This window comes from Arsenophonus endosymbiont of Apis mellifera, from assembly GCF_903968575.1.
Taxonomy (GTDB): Bacteria; Pseudomonadota; Gammaproteobacteria; order Enterobacterales; family Enterobacteriaceae; genus Arsenophonus; species Arsenophonus apicola.
This window is the reverse complement of the sequence record NZ_CAJCFU010000051.1, coordinates 1-21,899: the sequence shown is the minus strand read 5'-3', so window position 1 is coordinate 21,899 and position 21,899 is coordinate 1. Positions and strand designations below refer to the sequence as shown.

The following is a 21,899-nucleotide window of genomic DNA, read 5'->3' as shown; positions in this document are numbered from 1 at the left end:
ATCATGAAAACACAGTCGCTTATTTACTATTCCAGCAAATCGGAAAATTGCCATCGCTTTGTGCAAAGATTGGGGATCCCGGCTACCCGCATTCCCATGGATGCAAATGAAATGCTAACAAATGCGACACAGCCTTACGTTTTACTGCTACCTACCTATGGTGGTGGTGGCACATTAGGAGCTGTGCCTAAACCTGTTATTTACTTTTTAAATCAACAACAGAATCGAAAATTTTTACGAGGCGTCATTGCTTCAGGAAATAGTAATTTTGGTGAAACTTATGCTATAGCAGGCAACATTATTTCCGCTAAATGCCAAGTACCATTGCTCTATCGTTTTGAATTACTCGGTACTGAATGGGATCTTCAACAAGTACGCCAAGGGTTACAACAATTTTGGCAACAACAAATGCAGTAAAGTAATACGGAGCTTCCTTTATGACAGTACAGCCTCAAGAACAACTCGATTATCATGCGCTTAATGCCATGCTAAATCTGTATGATAACGATAATAAAATTCAACTCGATAAAGATAAGCAGGCGGCACATCATTACTTCCGCCACCATGTCAATCAAAACACGGTTTTTTTTCATAATTTACAAGAGAAACTGGATTTTTTATTAGCAGAAAATTATTACGAATCGGCAATACTGGCACAATATGAATTTACTTTTATAAAAAAACTTTTCCAGCAAGCCTATAACCACAAGTTTCGCTTTCAAACATTTCTTGGCGCTTTTAAATATTATACTAGTTATACCTTAAAAACTTTTGATGGTAGACGTTACTTAGAACGTTATGAAGATAGAGTATGCATGGTTGCTCTGACACTTGCACAAGGAAATCAGGAGTTAGCTAGCCAACTGGTAGATGAAATCATTAGTGGCCGCTTCCAACCAGCAACTCCCACTTTTTTAAATTGCGGTAAAAAACAGCGCGGTGAACTGGTATCTTGTTTCTTACTACGCATAGAAGATAACATGGAATCGATAGGCCGCTCTGTTAATTCGGCTTTACAACTGTCAAAACGTGGCGGCGGTGTGGCTTTCTTACTGACTAATTTACGTGAGGCTGGAGCCCCAATAAAGCTGATTGAGAATCAATCTTCTGGTGTCATACCTGTAATGAAAATGTTAGAAGATGCCTTTTCTTATGCCAATCAACTTGGTGCAAGACAAGGCGCTGGAGCCGTTTATCTTCACGCCCATCACCCCGATATTTTAAGCTTTTTAGATACTAAACGTGAAAACGCCGATGAAAAAATCCGCATTAAAACCTTATCACTAGGAGTAGTGATCCCGGATATTACCTTTCATTTGGCTAAAAATAATCAAGATATGTACCTATTCTCACCTTACGATATTGAGCGCTGTTATGGTGTCCCTATGTCAGAAATTAACATCACTGAAAAATATTCAGAGATGGTAAATAATAAAAACATTCGCAAACAGAAGATCAACGCCCGTGAGTTTTTTCTCACCTTAGCAGAAATTCAATTTGAATCAGGCTATCCCTATATTTTATTTGAAGATAATGCCAATCGTCTAAATCCTATTTATGGCCGAATTAATATGAGTAATCTGTGTTCAGAAATCTTACAAGTTAATAATGCCAGTATTTACGACGAAAATTTAGATTATCGCCATGTAGGTAAAGATATTAGTTGTAATTTAGGCTCAATGAATATTGCTAAAACGATGGATTCCCCAGACTTTGCACATTCAATTGAAATTGCTATTAGAGCATTGACGGCAGTTTCAGATATGAGCCAGATCCAATCAGTGCCTTCGATTCAAGAAGGTAATAAAAAATCACATGCTATTGGTTTAGGGCAAATGAATTTACATGGCTACCTAGCACGTGAACATATTTATTATGGTTCAGAAGAGGGGATTGATTTCACCAATATCTATTTTTATACCGTAACTTACTACGCATTGCAGGCCTCAAATAAGCTGGCTATTGAGCGTCAACACTATTTTAGCGGTTTTGAGCACTCTAAATACGCCTCTGGCGAATATTTTGAAAAATATATCAATCAGCAGTGGCAACCTAAAACTGAAAAAGTAAAACAGCTATTTCAACACTCGGCCATTCATATTCCCACTTCTAAAGATTGGCAAAAACTCAAGCAATCTATTATGGAGCATGGGATCTACAATCAGAATTTACAAGCCATTCCGCCAACTGGCTCTATTTCTTATATTAATCATTCAACTTCAAGTATTCATCCTATTGTTGCGCGTATTGAAATTCGTAAAGAAGGTAAAATTGGCCGCGTCTATTATCCTGCGCCTTACCTAACGAACGAAAATTTAGAGTATTATCAAGATGCTTATCAAATAGGCGCTGAAAAAATCATCGATACTTATGCGGCTGCTACTCAACATGTCGATCAAGGACTATCATTAACCCTTTTCTTTACTGATAACGCAACCACACGAGATATTAATCGCGCTCAGATATATGCCTGGAAAAAAGGTATAAAAACCCTTTATTACATTCGTATCCGCCAATCAACTTTAGAAGGAACTGAAGTCAAAGGCTGCGTTTCATGTGCACTATAATTTATAGGTTTAACAAATGGCGATAACAAATTCGATAGTACGAGCAATCAACTGGAACCGTATTGAGGATGATAAGGATCTAGAAGTATGGAATAAATTAACCACCAATTTTTGGTTACCAGAAAAAATTCCGCTTTCAAATGATATTCCAACTTGGAATACATTAACAAAAGAGGAAAAGAAACTAACAATACGTGTTTTTACTGGCTTAACCCTATTGGATACTATCCAAAACAACGTAGGAGCGCCTGCATTAATGGCAGATGCCTTAACACCTCATGAAGAGGCTGTCATGTCAAATATCAGCTTTATGGAGGCCGTTCATGCTCGTTCTTACAGCTCTATCTTTTCAACCCTTTGTCTGACTTCTGATGTTGATGATGCTTATCAATGGAGTGAAGAAAATAGCGCTTTACAAAAAAAAGCCCATTTAATACTGGAGCACTATTGTAATACTCATCCACTTAAGAAAAAAATTGCCAGTGTCTTTCTCGAATCCTTCCTCTTCTATTCCGGATTTTACCTGCCAATGTATTGGTCAAGCCGAGGCAAATTAACCAATACTGCCGATCTTATTCGGTTAATAATCCGTGACGAAGCAATCCATGGCTACTATATCGGTTATAAATTTCAAAAATCATTAATCAAATATAGTGCGAAAGAAAAAGACGAAATAAAAGATTTTGCTTACTTCTTATTATTAAACTTATATGAGAACGAAATTAAATATAGTGAATCTTTATATGATGACGTTGGTTGGACAGAAGATGTAAAAAAATTTCTTCACTATAATGCCAATAAAGCATTAATGAATTTGGGTTATGAGTCACTTTTCCCGGAAACAATGACTGATGTTAGCCCGGCAATCTTGTCAGCACTATCACCAAATGCCAATGAAAATCACGATTTCTTTTCTGGTTCAGGTTCTTCTTACATTATTGGTAAAACCATTACTACAGAAGATGAGGATTGGAATTTCTGATTTTTTAATATTTTTTTAAATAATGATAATAAAGCAGCTAAATAAATGCAGTTTAGAATATTATATATGCATACTTTATTTAGCCTGCTTTTTATTATCAATAACAGATATCAAATCAATTTCTCTCTTATCTTGATAACCGAAAACAAACCTATTTTCGCAATAATTACCCATAGCATTTGACTATAAAAAATAAAATTAATTAAATTCATAAATTAATTTAATTGGTAAATAAAAATTTATACTAAAGATCACTTGATAAAGCCAAAAATAACAGCCTTAATGAGAAATAAATATATTTACATTAATATCAATTAGTTATAAAACAAAACCTTATTATTTCAAAAACAAGTTGCGCCAAAATTAAGGCTCCATCCACATTCTCTCCAAAAAAACACCCTTCTTTTTGATTAATTTTATTAAATATAGGGTTGTCAGCATATTTCATTATGTTAGGTTATATAAAGCATAAATTTAAATAAGGATACGAAGAATTAATACACCATTAATTAACTAATCAAAGGATATTATTATTACATGTCATTTAAAATTGAAGTGAAAAATTTATACAAAATATTCGGAGATCACCCTAAACAAGCTTTTAAACTTATCGATAAAGGCTTAAATAAAGAACAAATATTTAATAAAACCGGTTTAACTGTTGGTGTCAAAAACACCAATCTGGCCATTGAAGAAGGCGAAATCTTTGTCATTATGGGTCTATCGGGATCAGGAAAATCTACCCTAGTGCGCCTCCTCAATCGCCTAATCGAACCGACCAAAGGTCAAGTCTTAATCGACGGCGAAGATATTGCTAGCATTTCGCAGGAAAAATTACGAAAAGTCCGGCGTAAAAAAATTAGTATGGTATTTCAATCCTTTGCGTTAATGCCCCATCTCAATGTATTAGATAATGTCGCATTTGGTATGGAATTAGCCGGTGTTGCCAAACCAGAACGAACAGAAAAAGCATTAGTCGCATTACGACAAGTTAATCTTGAACAATGGGCACAATCTTTTCCAAACGAACTATCAGGAGGAATGCGTCAACGTATCGGTCTTGCGCGGGCATTGGCTAATGATCCTGACATTCTGCTGATGGATGAGGCCTTTTCTGCATTAGATCCGCTAATTAGAACAGAAATGCAAGATGAATTACTGTCTTTACAAGGTGATAAACAACGCACAATTATCTTTATCTCTCACGATCTAGATGAAGCGATGCGGATCGGCGATCGAATCGCTATTATGCAAGATGGCATTATTATCCAAGTCGGTACTCCTGATGAGATCTTAAATAATCCAGTTAACAATTATGTTAAAACGTTTTTTCGTGGCGTCGATATTAGCCAAGTCTTCTCTGCCAAGGATATTGCCCGCCGTCGACCTGACGCCCTATTACATGTTGCTCCTGGTTTTGGACCACGTTCAGCACTAAAAATACTGAATGATGAAGATCGTGATTATGGCTATCTAATTGAAAGAGGACAAAAATTTGTCGGTATCGTTTCGATTAGCTCATTGGAACAAGCATTACACGATAAAAAAAATATTGAGCAGGCAATTCTAACCTCACCTGGTGCTATTGATGCCAACACGCCACTTAATGAACTTATTTCAACCATTGCTCAATCTCCCTGTGCAGTTCCTGTCATTGGTGATAATCAACGTTATATTGGCGTTATTTCCAAAGGGATCTTACTGCAAGCATTAGATAAGGAGACAATAAATGGTTAATCAAGCTCACCTAAATCAAGAAATAATTAATGATCCTTGGAACACGGTAACGACAGAAAGCGCTACAGATTGGTTAGATAACCCCGTAGATGTAGCAACGGAACATTTTGATATCATGCATCCCTTCCAGCAGCCACTAATACCGCTGGACTCATGGGTTTCGCAGGCTATCGATTGGATAGTTTTACACTTTCGCCCATTGTTTCAGGGGATCCGTCTGCCAATTGATTTTATGTTAAGTCGTTTTGAACATATCCTAACCACATTACCTGCTACTTTTATCATTATTTGTTTCGCTCTGTTAGCCTGGCAGTTAGCAAATAAAAAAATAGCAGTAGCGACGTTTATCTCATTGGTTTTCATTGGAGCCATCGGCACCTGGTCAGAAGCAATGATCACTTTATCTCTGGTATTAACTTCCTTATTTTTCTGTCTGTTAATTGGTTTACCCTTGGGAATATGGTTAGCAAATAGCAAACCTGCAAGTCAAATAATTCGGCCGCTATTAGATGCAATGCAAACTACACCCGCGTTTGTTTATCTGGTCCCTATTGTCATGTTATTTGGAATTGGTAACGTCCCTGGTATTGTCGTTACAATTATTTTTGCTCTACCACCAATCATTCGATTAACTATTTTGGGAATAAGGCAAGTTCCTGATGATCTTATTGAAGCAGCAGAATCGTTTGGTGCCAGTCGAAATCAACTTTTATTTAAAGTTCAACTACCTCTTGCTGCGCCAACTATTATGGCGGGAGTTAATCAGACATTGATGTTATCACTTTCGATGGTTGTTATTGCCTCTATGATTGCTGTTGGCGGTTTGGGACAGATGGTACTAAGGGGAATTGGCCGATTAGATATGGGATTAGCGGCCGTAGGCGGTACAGGTATTGTCATATTGGCAATTATTCTGGATCGACTAACACAATCATTAGGTGAAAAAGCCAGCATTAAAAAAAATATCGCTTGGTATCACACGGGACCTATTGGCTTAATTATCTGTTTATTGCAAAAAACTAAAAGTCGCTTTGGGCAATAAACATAATGTTATTTTCATCAGCTAAAAAATTTTTAGCTCGCTCATCTGTCTGTGATCCCTAGAGAGGAAATAGCAATGCGCAACTCTGTTTTTCTGGCTGCGGTTTTAACAATATTAATTAGTATTAAACTTTCTGCTACTGAACTACCTGGCAAAGGTATAAAAGTACAACCTATTCAAAGCACCATTGCGGAAGAGACTTTCCAAACTTTGATCGTTAATAAAGCATTGCAGAAATTAGGTTACCAAATATTACCGACTCAAGAGGTCGACTATAACGTTGCTTACGCATCACTCGCTGCCGGTGATGCAACTTTTATGGCTGTCAATTGGCAGCCATTACACAATGCTCAATATGAAGCAGTTGGTGGCGATAAACGCCTATACCGCAAAGGTATCTATATCAGTAATGCAGTTCAAGGTTACCTAATAGATAAAAAAACGTCTGATAAATACCACATCACCAACTTAGCCCAATTTAAAGAAGCGAATATTGCTAAATTATTCGATACTAATGGTAACGGTAAAGCTGACCTCACTGGCTGTAACCCAGGTTGGGGTTGTGAAGCCGCAATTAATAACCATTTAAATGCTTATCACTTAAATACAACCGTAGAGCACAATCAGGGTAACTATGCGGCGATGATTGCAGATACCATCACTCGTTATAAAGAAGGTAAACCCATCCTCTACTATACCTGGGCACCTTATTGGGTCAACGCCTTGCTTAAACCGGGTAAAGACGTTGTCTGGTTGCAAGTTCCTTTTTCTTCACTACCAAACAATGATAAAAGTGATACCACTTTAGCAAATGGTAAAAATTATGGTTTTCCACCTAGCACAATGCATATCGTCGCTAATAAAATTTGGGCGGAAAAGAATCCTGCTGCGGCAAAACTATTTGCCATTATGAAAATTCCAATTACAGATATTAATGCCCAGAATCTTCGTATGCATAATGGTGAAGCTTCGCAAGCTGACATTGAACGTCATGCTCAAGGTTGGATAAAAGCTCATCAACAACTTTTTAATAACTGGATAAAGATGGCTTTAGAAAGCTAGCTTGTAAAAATCCTATCGTTACACATTTTATGTGATTTTCCATAAATAGGTTGAATGCTCTCTTTTCAACCTATTTTTATATTGTATTGCAACTTAATGACGATAAAGACATTCACCTATATTTAAATGAATAAGGAAATTAATTTTTACTTATTATCTTACAATCAAATAGATAGCTAGTTTAGATTAACCATTGTTTATTTTAATTTATATATGGTTAATTTAATGTTAGTGTTATAACAAAACAATCAATTAATATTAAATGTATATAATTTATTACAAATGATATTTATTTTTTATTAATTTGATAATGAAATTATTTTGCAAATAAGAAGTTATGGCCTATTTAAATCTATTTTAAAATTTATTTTTCTTATATTAACATTCAAAATATTTATGAATTAAATACCAATAACAAAATAAATTTCGCGATAATAAATAACTATAATTGATAATTTTAGCTTTTGATATACCATTTAGATTGATTATGACAGTTGCTATCTTACCAACTGAAACTAATAAGGTATATAAATAATGGAAAGCACACAAACACAAAAAGAAACTTCATTTTCTCCCATAGAGCAATTACTTAATGAGCGCAAACAACAACAACAAAAATCAATGATTCCGTTACCCTATCAGCAAATTTTACTAACACGCTTATGTATGCATGTTCAAGGTAAACTGTTAGAAAATAGAAATAGTATGCTTAAAAAACAAGGAATTAATGAAACGTTATTTATGGCATTAATAATTCTCGATACCCAAAAAACTCATAGTATACAACCCTCTGAACTTAGCGATGCTTTAGGTTCTTCGAGAACAAATGCAACGCGCATTGCAGATGAACTAGAAAATCGCAAATGGATTGAACGTAAGGAAAGTCACAATGATCGCCGCTGTTTACATCTCCATTTAACCGAAGAGGGGGCGAACTTTTTAAAAAAAATACTTCCTCGCCAAAACGAAAACTTAGAAAAAATTTGGTCTGTTTTTAGCGCTGAAGAAAAAAATACTATCGAAAAATTGATGAGAAAGTTATTAGTTAAACTTGATGATCTTGACAATCAAACAGTATGTTGATGATTACCATAAAACCAATCCCAATCATAAAAAATTATTAATAATAACCATACCGTTTCCAGTGGTATAATAGTAAGCTACTGGAAACTTTTGCTTATTAAGCGTAGATTAAACATTAGTAAAATGAATAATATGGAGTTTGATACAACATGGGCGTTAATGAACAACAAATAACAGCCACTAAAACACAAAAACGCCGAACTATAATTATACTAGTCAGTATTTTTTTTATTATTACTGCATTAATATGTGGAATTTATTGGTTTTTAGTGCTTCGACACCATCAAAGTACAGATAATGCTTACATTGCAGGCAATCAAATCCAATTAATGTCTCAGGTGCCTGGCAGCGTTATTACCGTTAACGTTGAAAATACTGATTTTGTAAAAAGTGGCACAGTGCTGGTAATGCTTGATCCCAAAGATGCTATTTTGGCATTGGAAAAAGCAAAAACTAATTTAGCTAATAGCGTGCGGCAAACCCATCAACATATGATTAATAGTCGACAGTATCAAGCTAATATCTCTCTTCGTCGTTCTGAACTAAATAAATTACAACAAGATCTTCAACGTCGTGAAATACTTGGCCAATCAAACGTTATTGGTAAAGAAGAATTACAACATGCTCGTGAAGCAGTGACCAGCGCTAAAGCCGCCTTAGATGTTGCTGTTGAGCAATTTAATGCTAATCAAGCTATCGTGTTAGATACCCCGCTTGATAAACAACCCGCGGTTTTACAAGCGGCCACTGAGCTTCGTAACGCTTGGTTAACTTTAAAACGAACTCAAATTGTTACCCCAATTGATGGCTATGTTTCACGTCGTAGTGTTCAAGTCGGTGCTCGTATTACCCCAGCAACACCGCTTATGGCGGTAGTACCCAGCGATAATATGTGGATTGACGCAAATTTTAAAGAAACCCAACTTGCTGATATACGTATCGGTCAACCAGCAAAAATCACTACCGATTTTTATGGTAAAAGTGTTGTTTACCAAGGAAGCGTTGAAGGCTTAGATATGGGAACCGGTAGTGCTTTTTCACTATTACCGGCCCAAAATGCAAGTGGTAACTGGATCAAAATTGTTCAACGCTTACCCGTTCGGATAACCATTGATGCGGAACAGTTAAAGAAATATCCTCTAAGGATTGGACTATCAAGTGAAGTTACCGTCGATACAAGTAATAAAAATGGCCTGACACTTTCACAAAAAATTCGCGCTAATCCTGTTTACCATACTAATGTATTTAAAATTGATATGGCTCCCGTCGATCAACTCGTTACCGATATTATTAATAATAATTCAGGAACAAAATAAAAGGAGCTTATCGTGGCTAAAGAGCCATTACAAGGCGCAAAACTGGCATGGATGACATTAGCACTATCATTAGCGACCTTTATGCAGGTTTTGGATTCTACCATCGCTAATGTTGCAATCCCAACAATCGCAGGTAATTTAGGTGCTTCCAATTCACAAGGTACCTGGGTAATCACCTCCTTTGGAGTAGCTAATGCCATTTCGATCCCAATTACAGGTTGGTTGGCGAAACGTGTTGGCGAAGTTAAACTTTTTCTTTGGTCAACCGGGCTATTCACCCTGACATCATGGTTATGCGGTATTGCTGGCAGCTTGGAAACATTGATCTTCTTTCGCATCTTACAAGGAATGGTCGCGGGCCCACTGATTCCTTTGTCACAAAGCTTACTACTTAATAACTATCCTCCGCTTAAACGTAATATGGCGCTTGCGCTTTGGTCAATAACCATCGTCATTGCCCCTATTTGTGGTCCGATCTTGGGGGGTTATATTAGTGATAATTATCACTGGGGTTGGATTTTCTTTATTAATGTCCCGTTCGGTTTCGCTATTATTTTCATTATTATGCAAACACTCTCTGATCGTGAAACAGCAACCGAAATAAAACCCATTGATACTATTGGATTAACATTACTAATCATTGGTATCGGTGCATTACAAATTATGCTTGATCGAGGTAAAGAGCTAGATTGGTTTAATTCCACAGAAATTGTTGTGCTTGCGATAACCGCAGTAATTGCATTGAGCTTCCTTATTATTTGGGAATTAACAGATAATAACCCGGTTATTGATCTTTCACTGTTTAAAGAGCGTAACTTCACCATTGGCTGTTTATCACTCAGTCTGGCTTATATGCTCTACTTTGGTACGATTGTACTACTTCCGCAGTTATTACAGGAAGTGTTTGGCTATACGGCAACTTGGGCAGGTTTAGCCTCAGCGCCGGTCGGAATTTTACCCCTATTAATAACGCCGTTAATTGGGCGATTTAGCCATAAAATTGATATGCGTGTCATCGTTACCTTCAGCTTTATTGTTTACGCCATATGCTATTATTGGCGCGCGTGGACATTTGAGCCGACAATGGATTTTGCCGCCGCAGCCTGGCCGCAATTCGTGCAAGGATTAGCTATTGCTTGCTTTTTCATGCCACTTACCACCATTACTTTATCTGGCTTGCCAGCTGAAAAGATCGCTTCAGCATCCAGTCTATCAAATTTTACCCGCACACTTGCCGGCGCGATAGGAACGTCTGTGACAACGACTTTATGGACACAAAGGGAAGCGATGCATTATGCCCATTTTACGGAGATTATTACCCCCTATAATCCAGAGTCACAACAATTCTACGCAAAATTATCCGCTCTAGGATTAAATGAGCAACAATCATCAGCTTATCTAGCCAAAATGATTACCGATCAAGGATTAATTATCTCAGCTAATGAAATTTTTTGGTTATCAGCAGGTGTTTTTATTGCTCTTTTAGTTTTACTTTGGTTGGCAAAACCTCCTTTCACTGCAGGGGACAGCCAAAACAGCGGAGGCGCACATTAATAGAAGGCGTGATAAAAAATAAGTTAGGCAATAATTATGCTAGTTGTTGAGATAGTTTAGTTTTACTCGCTATCTCAATAATATATGACTAAATTTTATTTTGTTGCCACCATTTAGCCAATATAATACCGGCAGCGACCGAAACGTTTAGACTTTTAACCTGACCGGTGCCTCCAATAGATAAACTCATATCGCCCTTCTGACAAAGACTTGTCGTCAATTCATCACTTTCCTGTTCCAATAGCAGTACTATTTTTTCCGGTAACTCTGCTTTAGCAATATCAATATTATCTTTATGACTAGACGTTGTAACAATGGTATAGCCTGCATGACGGAATTTATTCAATGTGGTAGCAAAATTATCTGATTGAATGCATTTAATATACTCGGCACCACCTGCTGCGGTTCTAACTGCAGAACCTGACTCCATTGCTGCAACATTATGTAGAATAATGCCTTGTGCGCCAAAATGAGCGCAACTACGCATAATTGCCCCTAAATTATGTGGATTACCAATATCCTCAACGGCTAATACACAATCAACTTTAGTTGATTGGGCTAAATAAGCTTCAGCATCAAACCCAGCACGCTTTTTAATTAAGAAACAAACTCCACCGTGATGTTCAGTACCAGAAGCTTTTACTAGCTCTTCTTCGTTAACCACATGATAGGCTTTGCGATTTGCTGCCATCCACTTGAGTGCATCACGGAAATGAGGAGTAATAGACTGAACAAACCAGGCGCGAACAATTGCCTCCGGACGATGTTTAAACATCGCTTGACAGGCATGCTCACCATAGATACGTGTCTCTTCTAAACGCTGGCGACGAATTTGTTCTGGATCAAGTAGACTTTTACCACTAATACCACTATGGCTAATAACAGGATCTCGGCGTTGAGAAATCGCTTTCCAGGGATCATCCGTTAAACGTTCATTATTACGATCATTACGGCGTGATGACGATTTCTTATTTTTAGTGGAAAGATGTTTATTCTTTCGTCGATCATTGGTGGTGTTGCTGTCGTTATTACGAACATACATCACTTTTACTTTACCGTTTTTACCGCTATATGAATCATTCATGAGTGCCTCCAGCCACGTTATGCCAGGCAGATTACATGATGTTAGGATCAAACGCTACTGACTTTTTATACTTTATTATTAACGCTAAAAATAGAAAGCTGACGAATTAATTCAGAAAGATTAAATTTTGCTGCTATGGAAAGATTTTCAGCCAACTAAAGCATAAAAGACATTTCCCTGCTTTGGCCTTATCTATTGATAAGTTGCTATAGTGTAGCTTGTATAGGCTGTATCTCTACTCTTACAAAAGTGTTTTACTGCTCGCTAAGTTCTAAAAGCAAACATAGTCATAGTGTTTTTCATTCAACGTCGGCCTTAGTCAAAAATATTATTTTTTATAACAGCGTTGTTTTTTTTAAATCAGGCTTATTTAATTATTTGCTCCCCTTTAGGTTTACCTTATTTTTAGCTACCAATGTGTATTTTGACAAAACATAAAATATTTCAGGTCTATACCTGATCATGATTAAATTCTATTCATTTAATAATTAAACCATCTAATTTGTATTATTCGCAAGGGATAAACACATGAGAGATGAATTTGCGACTCAATTAACATTACTGTATGAAAATATTGGACTGCAATTACCAATAAATTTTAATCAAATTGATTTTTCCATCAGAGTCGATGGAAAATTTTCTGTTAGATTAATTGAGTACCCGGTGGGTAGATTGGTTTTATGCACTGTATTACAAACTCTCAATCAAGAAAAAATTCTTGAGTTGATGAAATTTAATTTAATAAATCATCAACTCTATCAACCCGTATTAGCAATAAGTGATGATAGACAGTTAGTTATTTGGCAAGGATTTACTGATATGGTTTTTTCTGAAAAAAACTTAATCGGCCGGTTTGATGAGTTTGTTCAATTTTCTGAATTAATGCTAGAAATCATAGCATAATCAATTTGTCATCATGAACTTATTTGTTACAAAAAAAGCAACCAATTGCCATTACTTAAGCATGATGAGTAAGTTTTTAGCAAAAAATTTAAATACACATAACTAATTTTAGGCTCAACCTTTAAATACTTAACTAGGGGGAAAAATGAAGATACTTAATGATTTAGTTGTTGGTGTTAATCAAGCACTATTTCCAAACCAAGTCGCTCCTGAGCAATTGAGCCAAACTCGACAACTGCTTTCAGAACAGACTCAGAATTGCCATCAACCGTTTGGTCAAGCAATATACAATATAAACGGTAGTATGGGAACTTACGGGGTAGATATACCCAGTTGGAAAGCTCGGCAGTATGCACAGGATAGCTCTGAGGTTGAAAATGGTTTTAGGTCTAATACCTCAGCCTTTGCCAGATCATCGGTAGGCTGGGCAAAAATTGGTGATCCTGTTGGTACAATAATGAATTTAGGCGGTGCACTATTAGCCGGCGCAATAGATGGCACTAATTACAGTACAGGACATATTTTCCGTATGGAAAAGTTAGCTTAATATGTTCATATATCACGGTGAGTTCTCTGAGTATTAATTCTTATCATTAGCTATCATTGGGCCTGTATGTTATAGATATCATGCTAAGTTTTAGTTTTACAACATACCATTGATTGTAAACCATTCAAATCAAATGTTGATGGGTAAAATGGCAATATGAAAACCGCTGTTAACCTAAGTCAGAGAACTCGCTATTATTTGCTAATAGACACTCAAAATAATATATAACCTCGTCAACGATAAAGCTAAAAAATCATCTCGATAAAATTTAGATTTATGTTTAATACCAATCAGGCGGCAATACTGTTGCTAATTGATTAGGAAATTGTTTCCTTGCGTGATCTATCATTTCACTGAACAATAGCGAAGTACAATAAAACTTTTTTCTAAGCCAAGCAATCGACTTTTCCACTCGGTAACTTGTTGTTCGGAATCAAAAATAGACGGGCAAATTTCATAAGCTTTATTCAACATCGCACAGGAAAAATATCTTAAAGCATTAGGTGATTCGGTTTCAGTACCCAAAATAGCACTAGAAGTATATTTGACAAATACCGCTGATAAGCTAAATATTTTTTCTGCTTTTTCCTTATCGGTTGCTTCATTTAATTTATAAGTATTGAGAATATCCTGATAAAATTTTTCTGTTAATTGATAATTAATTGGCGTGAGAACCTGATAGGCTTTATTAGTTAATAGCTTTTCTAATTGAATTTGTTCTTCTGGGTTAACTAATTTCTCTGTTGAAATAGCTTTTTTTGTTACTGCAATAAATAAGTCATACAATTTTTCATCTAAGTCTAATAAATCAAGCAAACGGTTAAAAGTATTTATTCGAAGCAGAGATTGATATCCGCTATAAAATATTGGAAATTTATTTTTTAAAATATCCTCTAATTGATAATCAGCTTGATTTAAATTATTTTGTTGCTGGTAAAGAAAAAATTGGTTTAATACTTGATCTTTGCCTGTTAGATTTGGCATTAACATTCCAGTTAGTACATTTTGCGACAACATCATGGCATAACCCTGTTCGTTAGGAGAAAATAGAATATAGTTTGCCGCATTTTTGTCTGACCAATCAGTTTTATTATCACCATAACAGCCAAAATCATCCAACTGGACATAAGGTTGGATTTGGCTACTTTTTAGGTAATGCTCATAAATAGCGATCGCTTTTTCTTTTAATTGCGCTGAATCAACTTTATATATAGCTTGAGAAATAGTCTGTATAAAGGCTGAATTACCGCTAAAAAGTAAATCAGGATAATGTTGGAAAGTATCAATCATCAAATTAATAACCGATTCTTTTTGTAATGGCATCGGCCAATCATTAAATTTTTCAATATAGCTAGCACAAACACTTTTTAGCCAATTTGAAATTTCAGTATCAGCATAAAAGGGTGGTTCAGCTAAAATATCGATTAATGATGCTGCGACAGCGGACGTGTCAACTCGCTGATTTGTTAATGATGCAATAATTTGTTTTATCATATCTATTTTTGCCACATCGGGCATTTTATCAATGCTGGCAATCTGGGTTAAAACACTATTAGTCTCTCGATTATTTATATGATTTAAATATCGATCAAGGCTATTTTGTTCCCACTTTTACTCAATCGATAAATTAATGGCTTTATGCAAAATAATCGACTGGAGATCTAAGTTAATAAACGATTGCAAAGATATTGTCGCACCACTTAAATTGCTGTTAGTGAGTTTAACATTGGTTAGATTAGCATTTTTTAAATTTGCATCCGTGAGATTTGCATTAGTTAAATCTGCGCCACATAAATCGGTCTTAATTAAACTGGCATTGGTAAAATCTACATTTTGCATCTTAGCGCTACGAAAATGAGCTCGCGTTAAGTCTGCACCTATTAATTTAGCATTAGTTAATATTGAACTTACCCCCCTGGCCTGTTCTAAATTAGCGTTAGTCAAATTAGCCTCCGTTAAATCTGTATTGGACATCTCAGCATTTAACATATTTGCGGCAGTTAAATCAGCACGTTGCATAATGCTACACAATAAAAATGCTTGCGATAAATTTGCTCCCTTCAACTTAGCTCTCATTAAATCAGCATACTGTAGATGAGCTCTGCTCAAATTAGCCATTGCCAAATTGCAATATTTTAAATTAGCATTCATGAGATCTATGTCTTGCAAATCCGCATTAGCGATATTCGCATCTGTTAAAATCGTCCACTTCAAAATGGCATTATTTAATTTGGCATTCCTTAAATCTATTTTGCTCAAATCCGCGCTAGACAAATTACTATGTTGTAAATCAGCATTAATCATCTTAACCGCCACTAATTTACTGTGCATTAAATTAACGTTACTAAGATCAATCTCTGCGGGTAATTCCATACCCGTCAAATCAATTTCAACTAACTCAAAGCAATCACCCGCTTCTCTGATTTGTAATTTCTCCAGTAAGCTAGCTAATTTTTTATTTTGCAAATCTTGCCTATCACCTAAACCACTATCTAAAGTTAATTTTTCGCTTAAAATTGCCAAGTCCTTTTTTACTTTAGGCTGTTCTTCGCTAATAAGGTCGGGCTCTATGGGGGAAATTAAAATATTTTCGTTTTTAAAGATCTTAAACATGTTTACCTCTATGATGTTGAATTCTCCATTATTGCCAATACCGTATCGCTCAAAACACCGTTTTATTAATTTCTTTTTAGAGTAATAATTACCACCAGTAATATGATGAAATTATTTTTTATTTAACAAAAAACAACATAATATTCTTTACTTTTTAAAATAATAAACTTTTATATTTTTTTACTTTTAAATTCCGCTCTCAAAAGCAAGCTAATTTTTTTAACACCACTTAATCTTTATCGTGTGAATCTGTGTGATATTAAAATAACAACCATTAAAGAATGAAAAAAATATTCATAAGAAACTAATAATTATGAAATTATGATTTCATAATTTATTTTTTATAAATAGTATCTGACCAACAAACTTTGTCCTCTGGCGGCAAAAATCACAGAAAAATGCGAAAATATCAGCTACATTGATAGACAATACCCATGACAAGGTAAATATCTATGAGCCAGCGTGGACTCGACGCATTATTGCGACCTAAATCCATTGCAGTTATTGGTGCCTCAGAAAAACCAGAACGAGCAGGATCTGTGATTATCAAGAATCTACTTTCTAGTGGCTTTACAGGCCCGATCCTGCCGGTTACACCAAATAAAAATGCGGTAATGGGAATACTCACCTATCCTACAATTGATAAATTACCATTTTCACCAGATTTAGCGGTTATCTGCACAAATTCAGATAGAAATTTAGCTTGTCTAAAACAACTGGGTAAAATGGGTTGTAAAGCGGCCATTATCCTCTCGTCGCCACCTTCTCAGTTTGTGAAACTTAAAGCATTAACACAGCAGTACAATATAAGATTATTGGGGCCCAATAGTTTGGGGATCCTAGCCCCCTGGCAACAACTAAACGCCAGCTTTTCACCAATTCCAATCTTAAAAGGCAAACTAGCTTTTATTTCTCAATCTGCTGCAGTTTCAAATATTATTCTGGACTGGGCACAACAGCGTAAAATTGGCTTTTCTTACTTTATTGCGCTGGGAAATAGTTTGGATATTGATATCGATGATCTACTTGATTTTCTGGCTAGAGATAATAAAACCAGCGCCATATTACTTTATATAGAACATATTCAGCAGGCGCGAAGATTCCTTTCAGCTGCTCGCAGTGCATCACGTAATAAACCGATTCTAGTTGTTAAAAGCGGACGTACTCAACAAGCACAATATTTACTAGGTGAAGTCCAAAGCTTTGATGCTGCTTATGACGCAGCTATTCAACGAGCGGGATTACTTCGAGTGCAAGATACCCATGAAATGTTTTCCGCAGTAGAAACATTAAGTCACATGTCTCCTTTAAAGGGGGACAGGCTCTCTATTATTAGTAATGGTAACGGGCCCGCCGCAATGGCCCTCGATGAGCTTTTTCGGCGCAAAGGAAAGCTGGCAAAACTGAATACTAATACGCAACAAAAAATTCAAGCCATTTTTCCCAATCTTCACTCAAATCAAAATCCAATTAATATCGGTGATGATGCAACCATAGAATGCTACATCAAAATCCTTAATATTATGTTAGATAGCCAGGATCATGATGCTATATTACTTATTCATTCGCCTAGTACTATTGCCCCCAGTTTATTTACCGCTGAGAGGATCATTCACACCATTCAATCACATCCCCGCGGTAAATGGTTAACTATATTAACTAACTGGTGTGGCGAATATTCATCCCAAGATGCCCGTAAACGTTTTAGTGAAACGAGTATTCCAACTTATCGAACACCGGAAGGCGCCATTACTGCTTATATGCATATGGTAGAATATCGCCGTAACCAAAAACAATTGACAGAAACACCGGCATTACCTATTGGATTAACCGCTAACACAACAAAAGCCCATGCATTAATTCAAAAAGCATTAAAAAAAGGGATAACCCAGCTTGATACGCATGAGGTGGAACCTATTTTACGCGCCTATGGCTTAAAAATATTACCCACATGGATAGCCCATAATAGTGATCAGGCAATCGCTATCGCTGAAAAAATTGGCTATCCGGTTGCTTTAAAATTACGCTCGGCAGATATTCCTCACAAATCTGATATTCAAGGCGTTATGCTTTATTTACGCAATGCCAAAGAAGTGGCAGATGCTAGCCAGGGAATTTTTGATCGCGCCGCTCAACACTTCCCTAACGCCATGATTCAAGGCCTATTAGTACAAAGTATGGCAAATAAAGCAGGTTCTCTCGAGTTAAAAATAGCAATTGAACAAGATCCCATTTTTGGTCCTTTGATCTTATTAGGTGATGGTGATATTGAATGGCAGCCAGAAACCCATGCTGCGGTAGCGCTCCCCCCTCTCAACATGACATTAGCCAGATATCTAGTTATTCAAGCAATTAAAAATCAAAAAATAAAATCAACAAATTCATCCCATCAACTAAATATTGATGGTCTTTGCCAATTACTCGTCCGTGTTTCAAACTTACTGATAGATTGTCCGCAGATTGTACGACTAAATATTCATCCCCTGCTGGCTTTTGAGGATGAATTCACTTTACTGGATGTTGCAATGGAACTCTGCCCTATTGTTGGTGATCCTAAGGCAAGATTAGCAATTAGACCTTATCCTAATGAATTAGAAGAAATTATTTCTCTTAAAAATGGCATAAAGTGTCTACTTAGACCTATCCTACCGGAAGATGAACATCTACTTAAAGATTTTATTACTCAGGTAACCAAAGAAGATCTTTATTATCGTTATTTTAGTGAAATTAGCGAATTTACCCATGATGACTTAGCAAATATGACCCAAATCGACTATGACCGCGAAATGGCTTTTATTGCGATTAAAAAAAATTCCGAGATCATTGGCGTAGTTCGCGTAGTAGAGGATCCTGACAATCAGCAAGCAGAATTTGCCGTTTTAGTCCGTTCTGATATGAAAGGTAATACACTTGGATATCAACTAATGGATAAAATTATCAGATATAGCCGTAGCCGAGGTACTCAGCGACTTACCGCAATTACCATGCCTGAAAATAAAAAAATGCTACAACTAGCACAAAAATTAGGTTTTAATCTCGATCTTCAATTTGAAGATAGTATTGTCAACCTAGATTTAGCACTATAAAGAAAATAATCTTATAACTATATAGGCCTAATAATGTAGTAAATAATGACTGAACAATCGCTCAACATAGCTGGGATTAATAGATACAAAAAATTAAACTAATGGTATCATGAATCACTAATTTTCAATAAACCTAAACAAGAGTATATAATCTACTCCCTTAATAAAAAAGAGAAAATTTACACTGTGATGTTGTCCAAATTAAAAAAAGCAAAGCATCAACAATATCTTGAGCAATTAGCAAAATTACCTCAGTCTGCCACTGGCGTTGTCACGCTTTACCAAACAGAAAGTTTCCGTAAAGCCCTGTTAGACAAAATTGCCAACGCTCAACGGTATATTTATATTACTGCACTCTATTTCGAACATGATGATGCTGGACGCGACATATTAAATGCGCTTTACCAAGCAAAAAGGGCGCGACCTGAATTAGATATCAAAATAATGGTTGACTGGCATCGAGCGCAACGTGGTCGCATTGGTGCAGATGCCAGCGCAACTAATGCTGATTGGTATTATCAAATGGCGCTGGCTCATCCAGGAGTGAATATTGCTATTTTTGGTATCCCTGTCAATACACGTGAAGCACTAGGTGTTTTACATCTAAAAGGCTTCATCTTCGATGATACCGTTATTTATAGTGGTGCCAGTATTAATGATGTCTATCTGCAACAACATCAACGTTATCGCTACGATCGTTATCATATATTAGATAATGCCCAATTAGCAGCGACAATGAAAAGTTTTATCGACCAAAGCTTGCTATCTTCACCCGCCATTCAGCGTCTAGATCAAGCACATCGCCCGCGAAATACTCAAATTAAAAGTTTGATTAAACAATTTCGTCATAGTTTAAAAAGTTGTCACTATCAATGGCACAATAATGCCACCAATGAAGAGTTAGCAGTAACTCCATTAATCGGTTTAGGCAAAAAAAATGAATTAAATAAAGTTATTATGCATTTAATGAACAGTACAGAAAAAAAAATGACTATCTGTACCCCCTATTTTAATTTACCTACTATTTTAACGCGTATAATTAGTAAATTATTACGTGATGGCAAACATATTGAAATTATCATTGGCGATAAAACGGCTAATGATTTTTATATTCCACCAGAAAAACCTTTCAAAATTATCAGTGCATTACCATATTTATATGAAATTAATCTACGTCGATTTATCTGTCGGTTACAACACTTTGTAGATAGCCAACAATTAACCATCAGATTATGGAAAGACGGGGACAATAGCTATCATTTAAAAGGAATTTGGATAGATAATAATTGGCAATTACTTACTGGCAATAATCTCAATCCACGTGCATGGGGACTGGATTTGGAAAATGCAATTTTAATTCATGATCCCCAAAAAGTTCTACTACAGCAAAAAAACAAAGAATTAAAATGTATCACAACAAATACTCATATTGTGAAACATTATCAAGAGCTTGAAAATATCCAACGCTATCCAGTAAAAATTAAAAAACTTATTCGCCGTTTACGCAGGATCCGCGTAGATAGGTTAATACGTCGCATTCTCTAATAGGCTAGCTCAATTTCCTACCGCTAAATATGATTTTATTTTTTATATCTAAAATCAAAATATTATCAGTAGATAAAACGTCAAAAAGCCACCCTTAGGTGGCTTTTTAAACATAATTAACGTCTGGCAGCTCCCTACTCTCACATGGGGAGACCCCACACTACCATCGGCGCTACGGCATTTCACTTCTGAGTTCGGCATGGGATCAGGTGGCACCACCGCGCTATTACCGCCAGACAAATTCTTTTTTCGCTATCCTGTTTCGTTACGCTACTGCCTCGGGCGCTCATCTCGGCTGCCTCTCGCTATGCGCAGGCCATCTCGCCCGTTGACTTCTAGCGCCGTAACCGCTTACAGGCACCAATCTCTGAACAAGCTAAAATCTCTTCTCTCTTCTCAAAACACCTTCGGTGTTGTCAGGTTAAGCCTCTCGGGTCATTAGTACTGGTTAGCTCAACGTATCGCTACGCTTACACACCCAGCCTATCTACGTCCTCGTCTCGAACACCCCTTATAGGACATTACTGTCAGGGAAGACTCATCTTGAGGCAAGTTTCCCGCTTAGATGCTTTCAGCGGTTATCTCTTCCGCACTTAGCTACCAGGCGATGCCATTGGCATGACAACCTGTACACCAGTGGTGCGTCCACTCCGGTCCTCTCGTACTAGGAGCAGCCCCCCTCAATCTTCCTTCGCCCACGACAGATAGGGACCGAACTGTCTCACGACGTTCTAAACCCAGCTCGCGTACCACTTTAAATGGCGAACAGCCATACCCT

Annotated in this window: 15 protein-coding genes, 2 rRNA genes and 1 pseudogene; 13 read left to right on the top strand and 5 right to left on the bottom strand. The window is 36.4% G+C overall.

Annotated elements, in window-relative coordinates:
- Nucleotides 1-3 precede the first annotated feature (3 nt).
- From nrdI to emrB, 9 genes are all read left to right on the top strand, one after another.
- Entirely contained in the window at nucleotides 4-417 is a 414-nt protein-coding gene (gene nrdI / locus H1X92_RS07470) for a class Ib ribonucleoside-diphosphate reductase assembly flavoprotein NrdI (RefSeq protein WP_180559558.1), read from the top strand.
- Between the two features lie 20 nt (nucleotides 418-437).
- Nucleotides 438-2,567: a class 1b ribonucleoside-diphosphate reductase subunit alpha gene (gene nrdE, locus H1X92_RS07465; protein WP_180559557.1), complete on the top strand. Its 2,130-nt coding sequence runs from the start codon at nucleotides 438-440 to the stop codon at nucleotides 2,565-2,567.
- Nucleotides 2,568-2,583: 16 nt separating this feature from the next.
- Nucleotides 2,584-3,549, top strand: a complete 966-nt coding sequence (gene nrdF, locus H1X92_RS07460) for a class 1b ribonucleoside-diphosphate reductase subunit beta (RefSeq protein ID WP_180559556.1) — start codon at nucleotides 2,584-2,586, stop codon at nucleotides 3,547-3,549.
- A 537-nt stretch (nucleotides 3,550-4,086) separates the two neighbouring features.
- Nucleotides 4,087-5,286 (top strand): glycine betaine/L-proline ABC transporter ATP-binding protein ProV, encoded by a 1,200-nt coding sequence (proV, locus tag H1X92_RS07455; protein ID WP_180559555.1) that lies wholly within the window; start codon nucleotides 4,087-4,089, stop codon nucleotides 5,284-5,286.
- Nucleotides 5,279-6,328 (top strand): glycine betaine/L-proline ABC transporter permease ProW, encoded by a 1,050-nt coding sequence (gene proW / locus H1X92_RS07450; protein WP_180559554.1) that lies wholly within the window; start codon nucleotides 5,279-5,281, stop codon nucleotides 6,326-6,328. Before proV ends, proW begins: the two co-directional genes overlap by 8 nt.
- 75 nt (nucleotides 6,329-6,403) lie before the next feature.
- Entirely contained in the window at nucleotides 6,404-7,390 is a 987-nt protein-coding gene (gene proX / locus H1X92_RS07445) for a glycine betaine/L-proline ABC transporter substrate-binding protein ProX (RefSeq protein WP_180559553.1), read from the top strand.
- Nucleotides 7,391-7,924: 534 nt separating this feature from the next.
- Nucleotides 7,925-8,473, top strand: coding sequence for a transcriptional repressor MprA (gene mprA, locus H1X92_RS07440; protein WP_180559552.1), 549 nt, complete (start codon nucleotides 7,925-7,927; stop codon nucleotides 8,471-8,473).
- 149 nt (nucleotides 8,474-8,622) lie between these two features.
- Nucleotides 8,623-9,789, top strand: coding sequence for a multidrug efflux MFS transporter periplasmic adaptor subunit EmrA (gene emrA, locus H1X92_RS07435; protein ID WP_180559551.1), 1,167 nt, complete (start codon nucleotides 8,623-8,625; stop codon nucleotides 9,787-9,789).
- 12 nt (nucleotides 9,790-9,801) lie between these two features.
- Complete coding sequence (gene emrB / locus H1X92_RS07430) at nucleotides 9,802-11,343, top strand: multidrug efflux MFS transporter permease subunit EmrB (RefSeq protein WP_180559550.1); 1,542 nt, start codon at nucleotides 9,802-9,804, stop codon at nucleotides 11,341-11,343.
- Between the two features lie 88 nt (nucleotides 11,344-11,431).
- Here the strand turns inward: emrB and H1X92_RS07425 are convergent, their stop codons facing one another.
- Nucleotides 11,432-12,427, bottom strand: a complete 996-nt coding sequence (locus H1X92_RS07425; protein WP_180559549.1) for a tRNA/rRNA methyltransferase — start codon at nucleotides 12,425-12,427, stop codon at nucleotides 11,432-11,434.
- A gap of 528 nt (nucleotides 12,428-12,955) precedes the next feature.
- Here H1X92_RS07425 and H1X92_RS07420 point away from each other — a divergent pair.
- Nucleotides 12,956-13,330 (top strand): CesT family type III secretion system chaperone, encoded by a 375-nt coding sequence (locus H1X92_RS07420; RefSeq protein ID WP_180559548.1) that lies wholly within the window; start codon nucleotides 12,956-12,958, stop codon nucleotides 13,328-13,330.
- Nucleotides 13,331-13,475: 145 nt separating this feature from the next.
- The gene (locus tag H1X92_RS07415; protein WP_180559547.1) at nucleotides 13,476-13,877 is read left to right on the top strand and encodes a hypothetical protein; all 402 of its coding nucleotides are present in this window, start codon (nucleotides 13,476-13,478) and stop codon (nucleotides 13,875-13,877) included.
- A gap of 280 nt (nucleotides 13,878-14,157) precedes the next feature.
- Here the strand turns inward: H1X92_RS07415 and H1X92_RS07410 are convergent.
- Both H1X92_RS07410 and H1X92_RS07405 read right to left on the bottom strand, forming a co-directional pair.
- Nucleotides 14,158-15,371: pseudogene (locus H1X92_RS07410) on the bottom strand (hypothetical protein).
- A 117-nt stretch (nucleotides 15,372-15,488) separates the two neighbouring features.
- On the bottom strand, nucleotides 15,489-16,490 hold the full coding sequence (locus tag H1X92_RS07405; RefSeq protein WP_180559545.1) for a pentapeptide repeat-containing protein: 1,002 nt from the start codon (nucleotides 16,488-16,490) through the stop codon (nucleotides 15,489-15,491).
- Nucleotides 16,491-16,942: 452 nt separating this feature from the next.
- Here H1X92_RS07405 and H1X92_RS07400 point away from each other — a divergent pair, with 452 nt between their 5' ends.
- Together H1X92_RS07400 and pssA are read left to right on the top strand one after the other, a co-directional pair.
- On the top strand, nucleotides 16,943-19,576 hold the full coding sequence (locus tag H1X92_RS07400) for a bifunctional acetate--CoA ligase family protein/GNAT family N-acetyltransferase (protein ID WP_180559544.1): 2,634 nt from the start codon (nucleotides 16,943-16,945) through the stop codon (nucleotides 19,574-19,576).
- 189 nt (nucleotides 19,577-19,765) lie between these two features.
- Entirely contained in the window at nucleotides 19,766-21,121 is a 1,356-nt protein-coding gene (gene pssA, locus H1X92_RS07395; RefSeq protein WP_180559543.1) for a CDP-diacylglycerol--serine O-phosphatidyltransferase, read from the top strand.
- A gap of 121 nt (nucleotides 21,122-21,242) precedes the next feature.
- Here pssA and rrf read toward each other — a convergent pair.
- Nucleotides 21,243-21,358 (bottom strand): 5S ribosomal RNA (rrf, locus tag H1X92_RS07390).
- A gap of 180 nt (nucleotides 21,359-21,538) precedes the next feature.
- Nucleotides 21,539-21,899, bottom strand: a 23S ribosomal RNA gene (locus H1X92_RS07385); the annotation flags it as partial.

Bases quoted from the DNA above. Each gene is read 5' to 3' on its own strand.
- nrdE (WP_180559557.1), top strand. From the start codon at position 438: ATGACAGTACAGCCTCAAGAACAACTCGATTATCATGCGCTTAATGCC.
- H1X92_RS07400 (WP_180559544.1), top strand. From the start codon at position 16,943: ATGAGCCAGCGTGGACTCGACGCATTATTGCGACCTAAATCCATTGCA.
- nrdF (WP_180559556.1), top strand. From the start codon at position 2,584: ATGGCGATAACAAATTCGATAGTACGAGCAATCAACTGGAACCGTATT.
- H1X92_RS07405 (WP_180559545.1), bottom strand. From the start codon at position 16,490: ATGTTTAAGATCTTTAAAAACGAAAATATTTTAATTTCCCCCATAGAG.
- H1X92_RS07415 (WP_180559547.1), top strand. From the start codon at position 13,476: ATGAAGATACTTAATGATTTAGTTGTTGGTGTTAATCAAGCACTATTT.
- mprA (WP_180559552.1), top strand. From the start codon at position 7,925: ATGGAAAGCACACAAACACAAAAAGAAACTTCATTTTCTCCCATAGAG.
- H1X92_RS07420 (WP_180559548.1), top strand. From the start codon at position 12,956: ATGAGAGATGAATTTGCGACTCAATTAACATTACTGTATGAAAATATT.
- pssA (WP_180559543.1), top strand. From the start codon at position 19,766: ATGTTGTCCAAATTAAAAAAAGCAAAGCATCAACAATATCTTGAGCAA.
- emrA (WP_180559551.1), top strand. From the start codon at position 8,623: ATGGGCGTTAATGAACAACAAATAACAGCCACTAAAACACAAAAACGC.
- nrdI (WP_180559558.1), top strand. From the start codon at position 4: ATGAAAACACAGTCGCTTATTTACTATTCCAGCAAATCGGAAAATTGC.
- proX (WP_180559553.1), top strand. From the start codon at position 6,404: ATGCGCAACTCTGTTTTTCTGGCTGCGGTTTTAACAATATTAATTAGT.
- proV (WP_180559555.1), top strand. From the start codon at position 4,087: ATGTCATTTAAAATTGAAGTGAAAAATTTATACAAAATATTCGGAGAT.
- proW (WP_180559554.1), top strand. From the start codon at position 5,279: ATGGTTAATCAAGCTCACCTAAATCAAGAAATAATTAATGATCCTTGG.
- H1X92_RS07425 (WP_180559549.1), bottom strand. From the start codon at position 12,427: ATGAATGATTCATATAGCGGTAAAAACGGTAAAGTAAAAGTGATGTAT.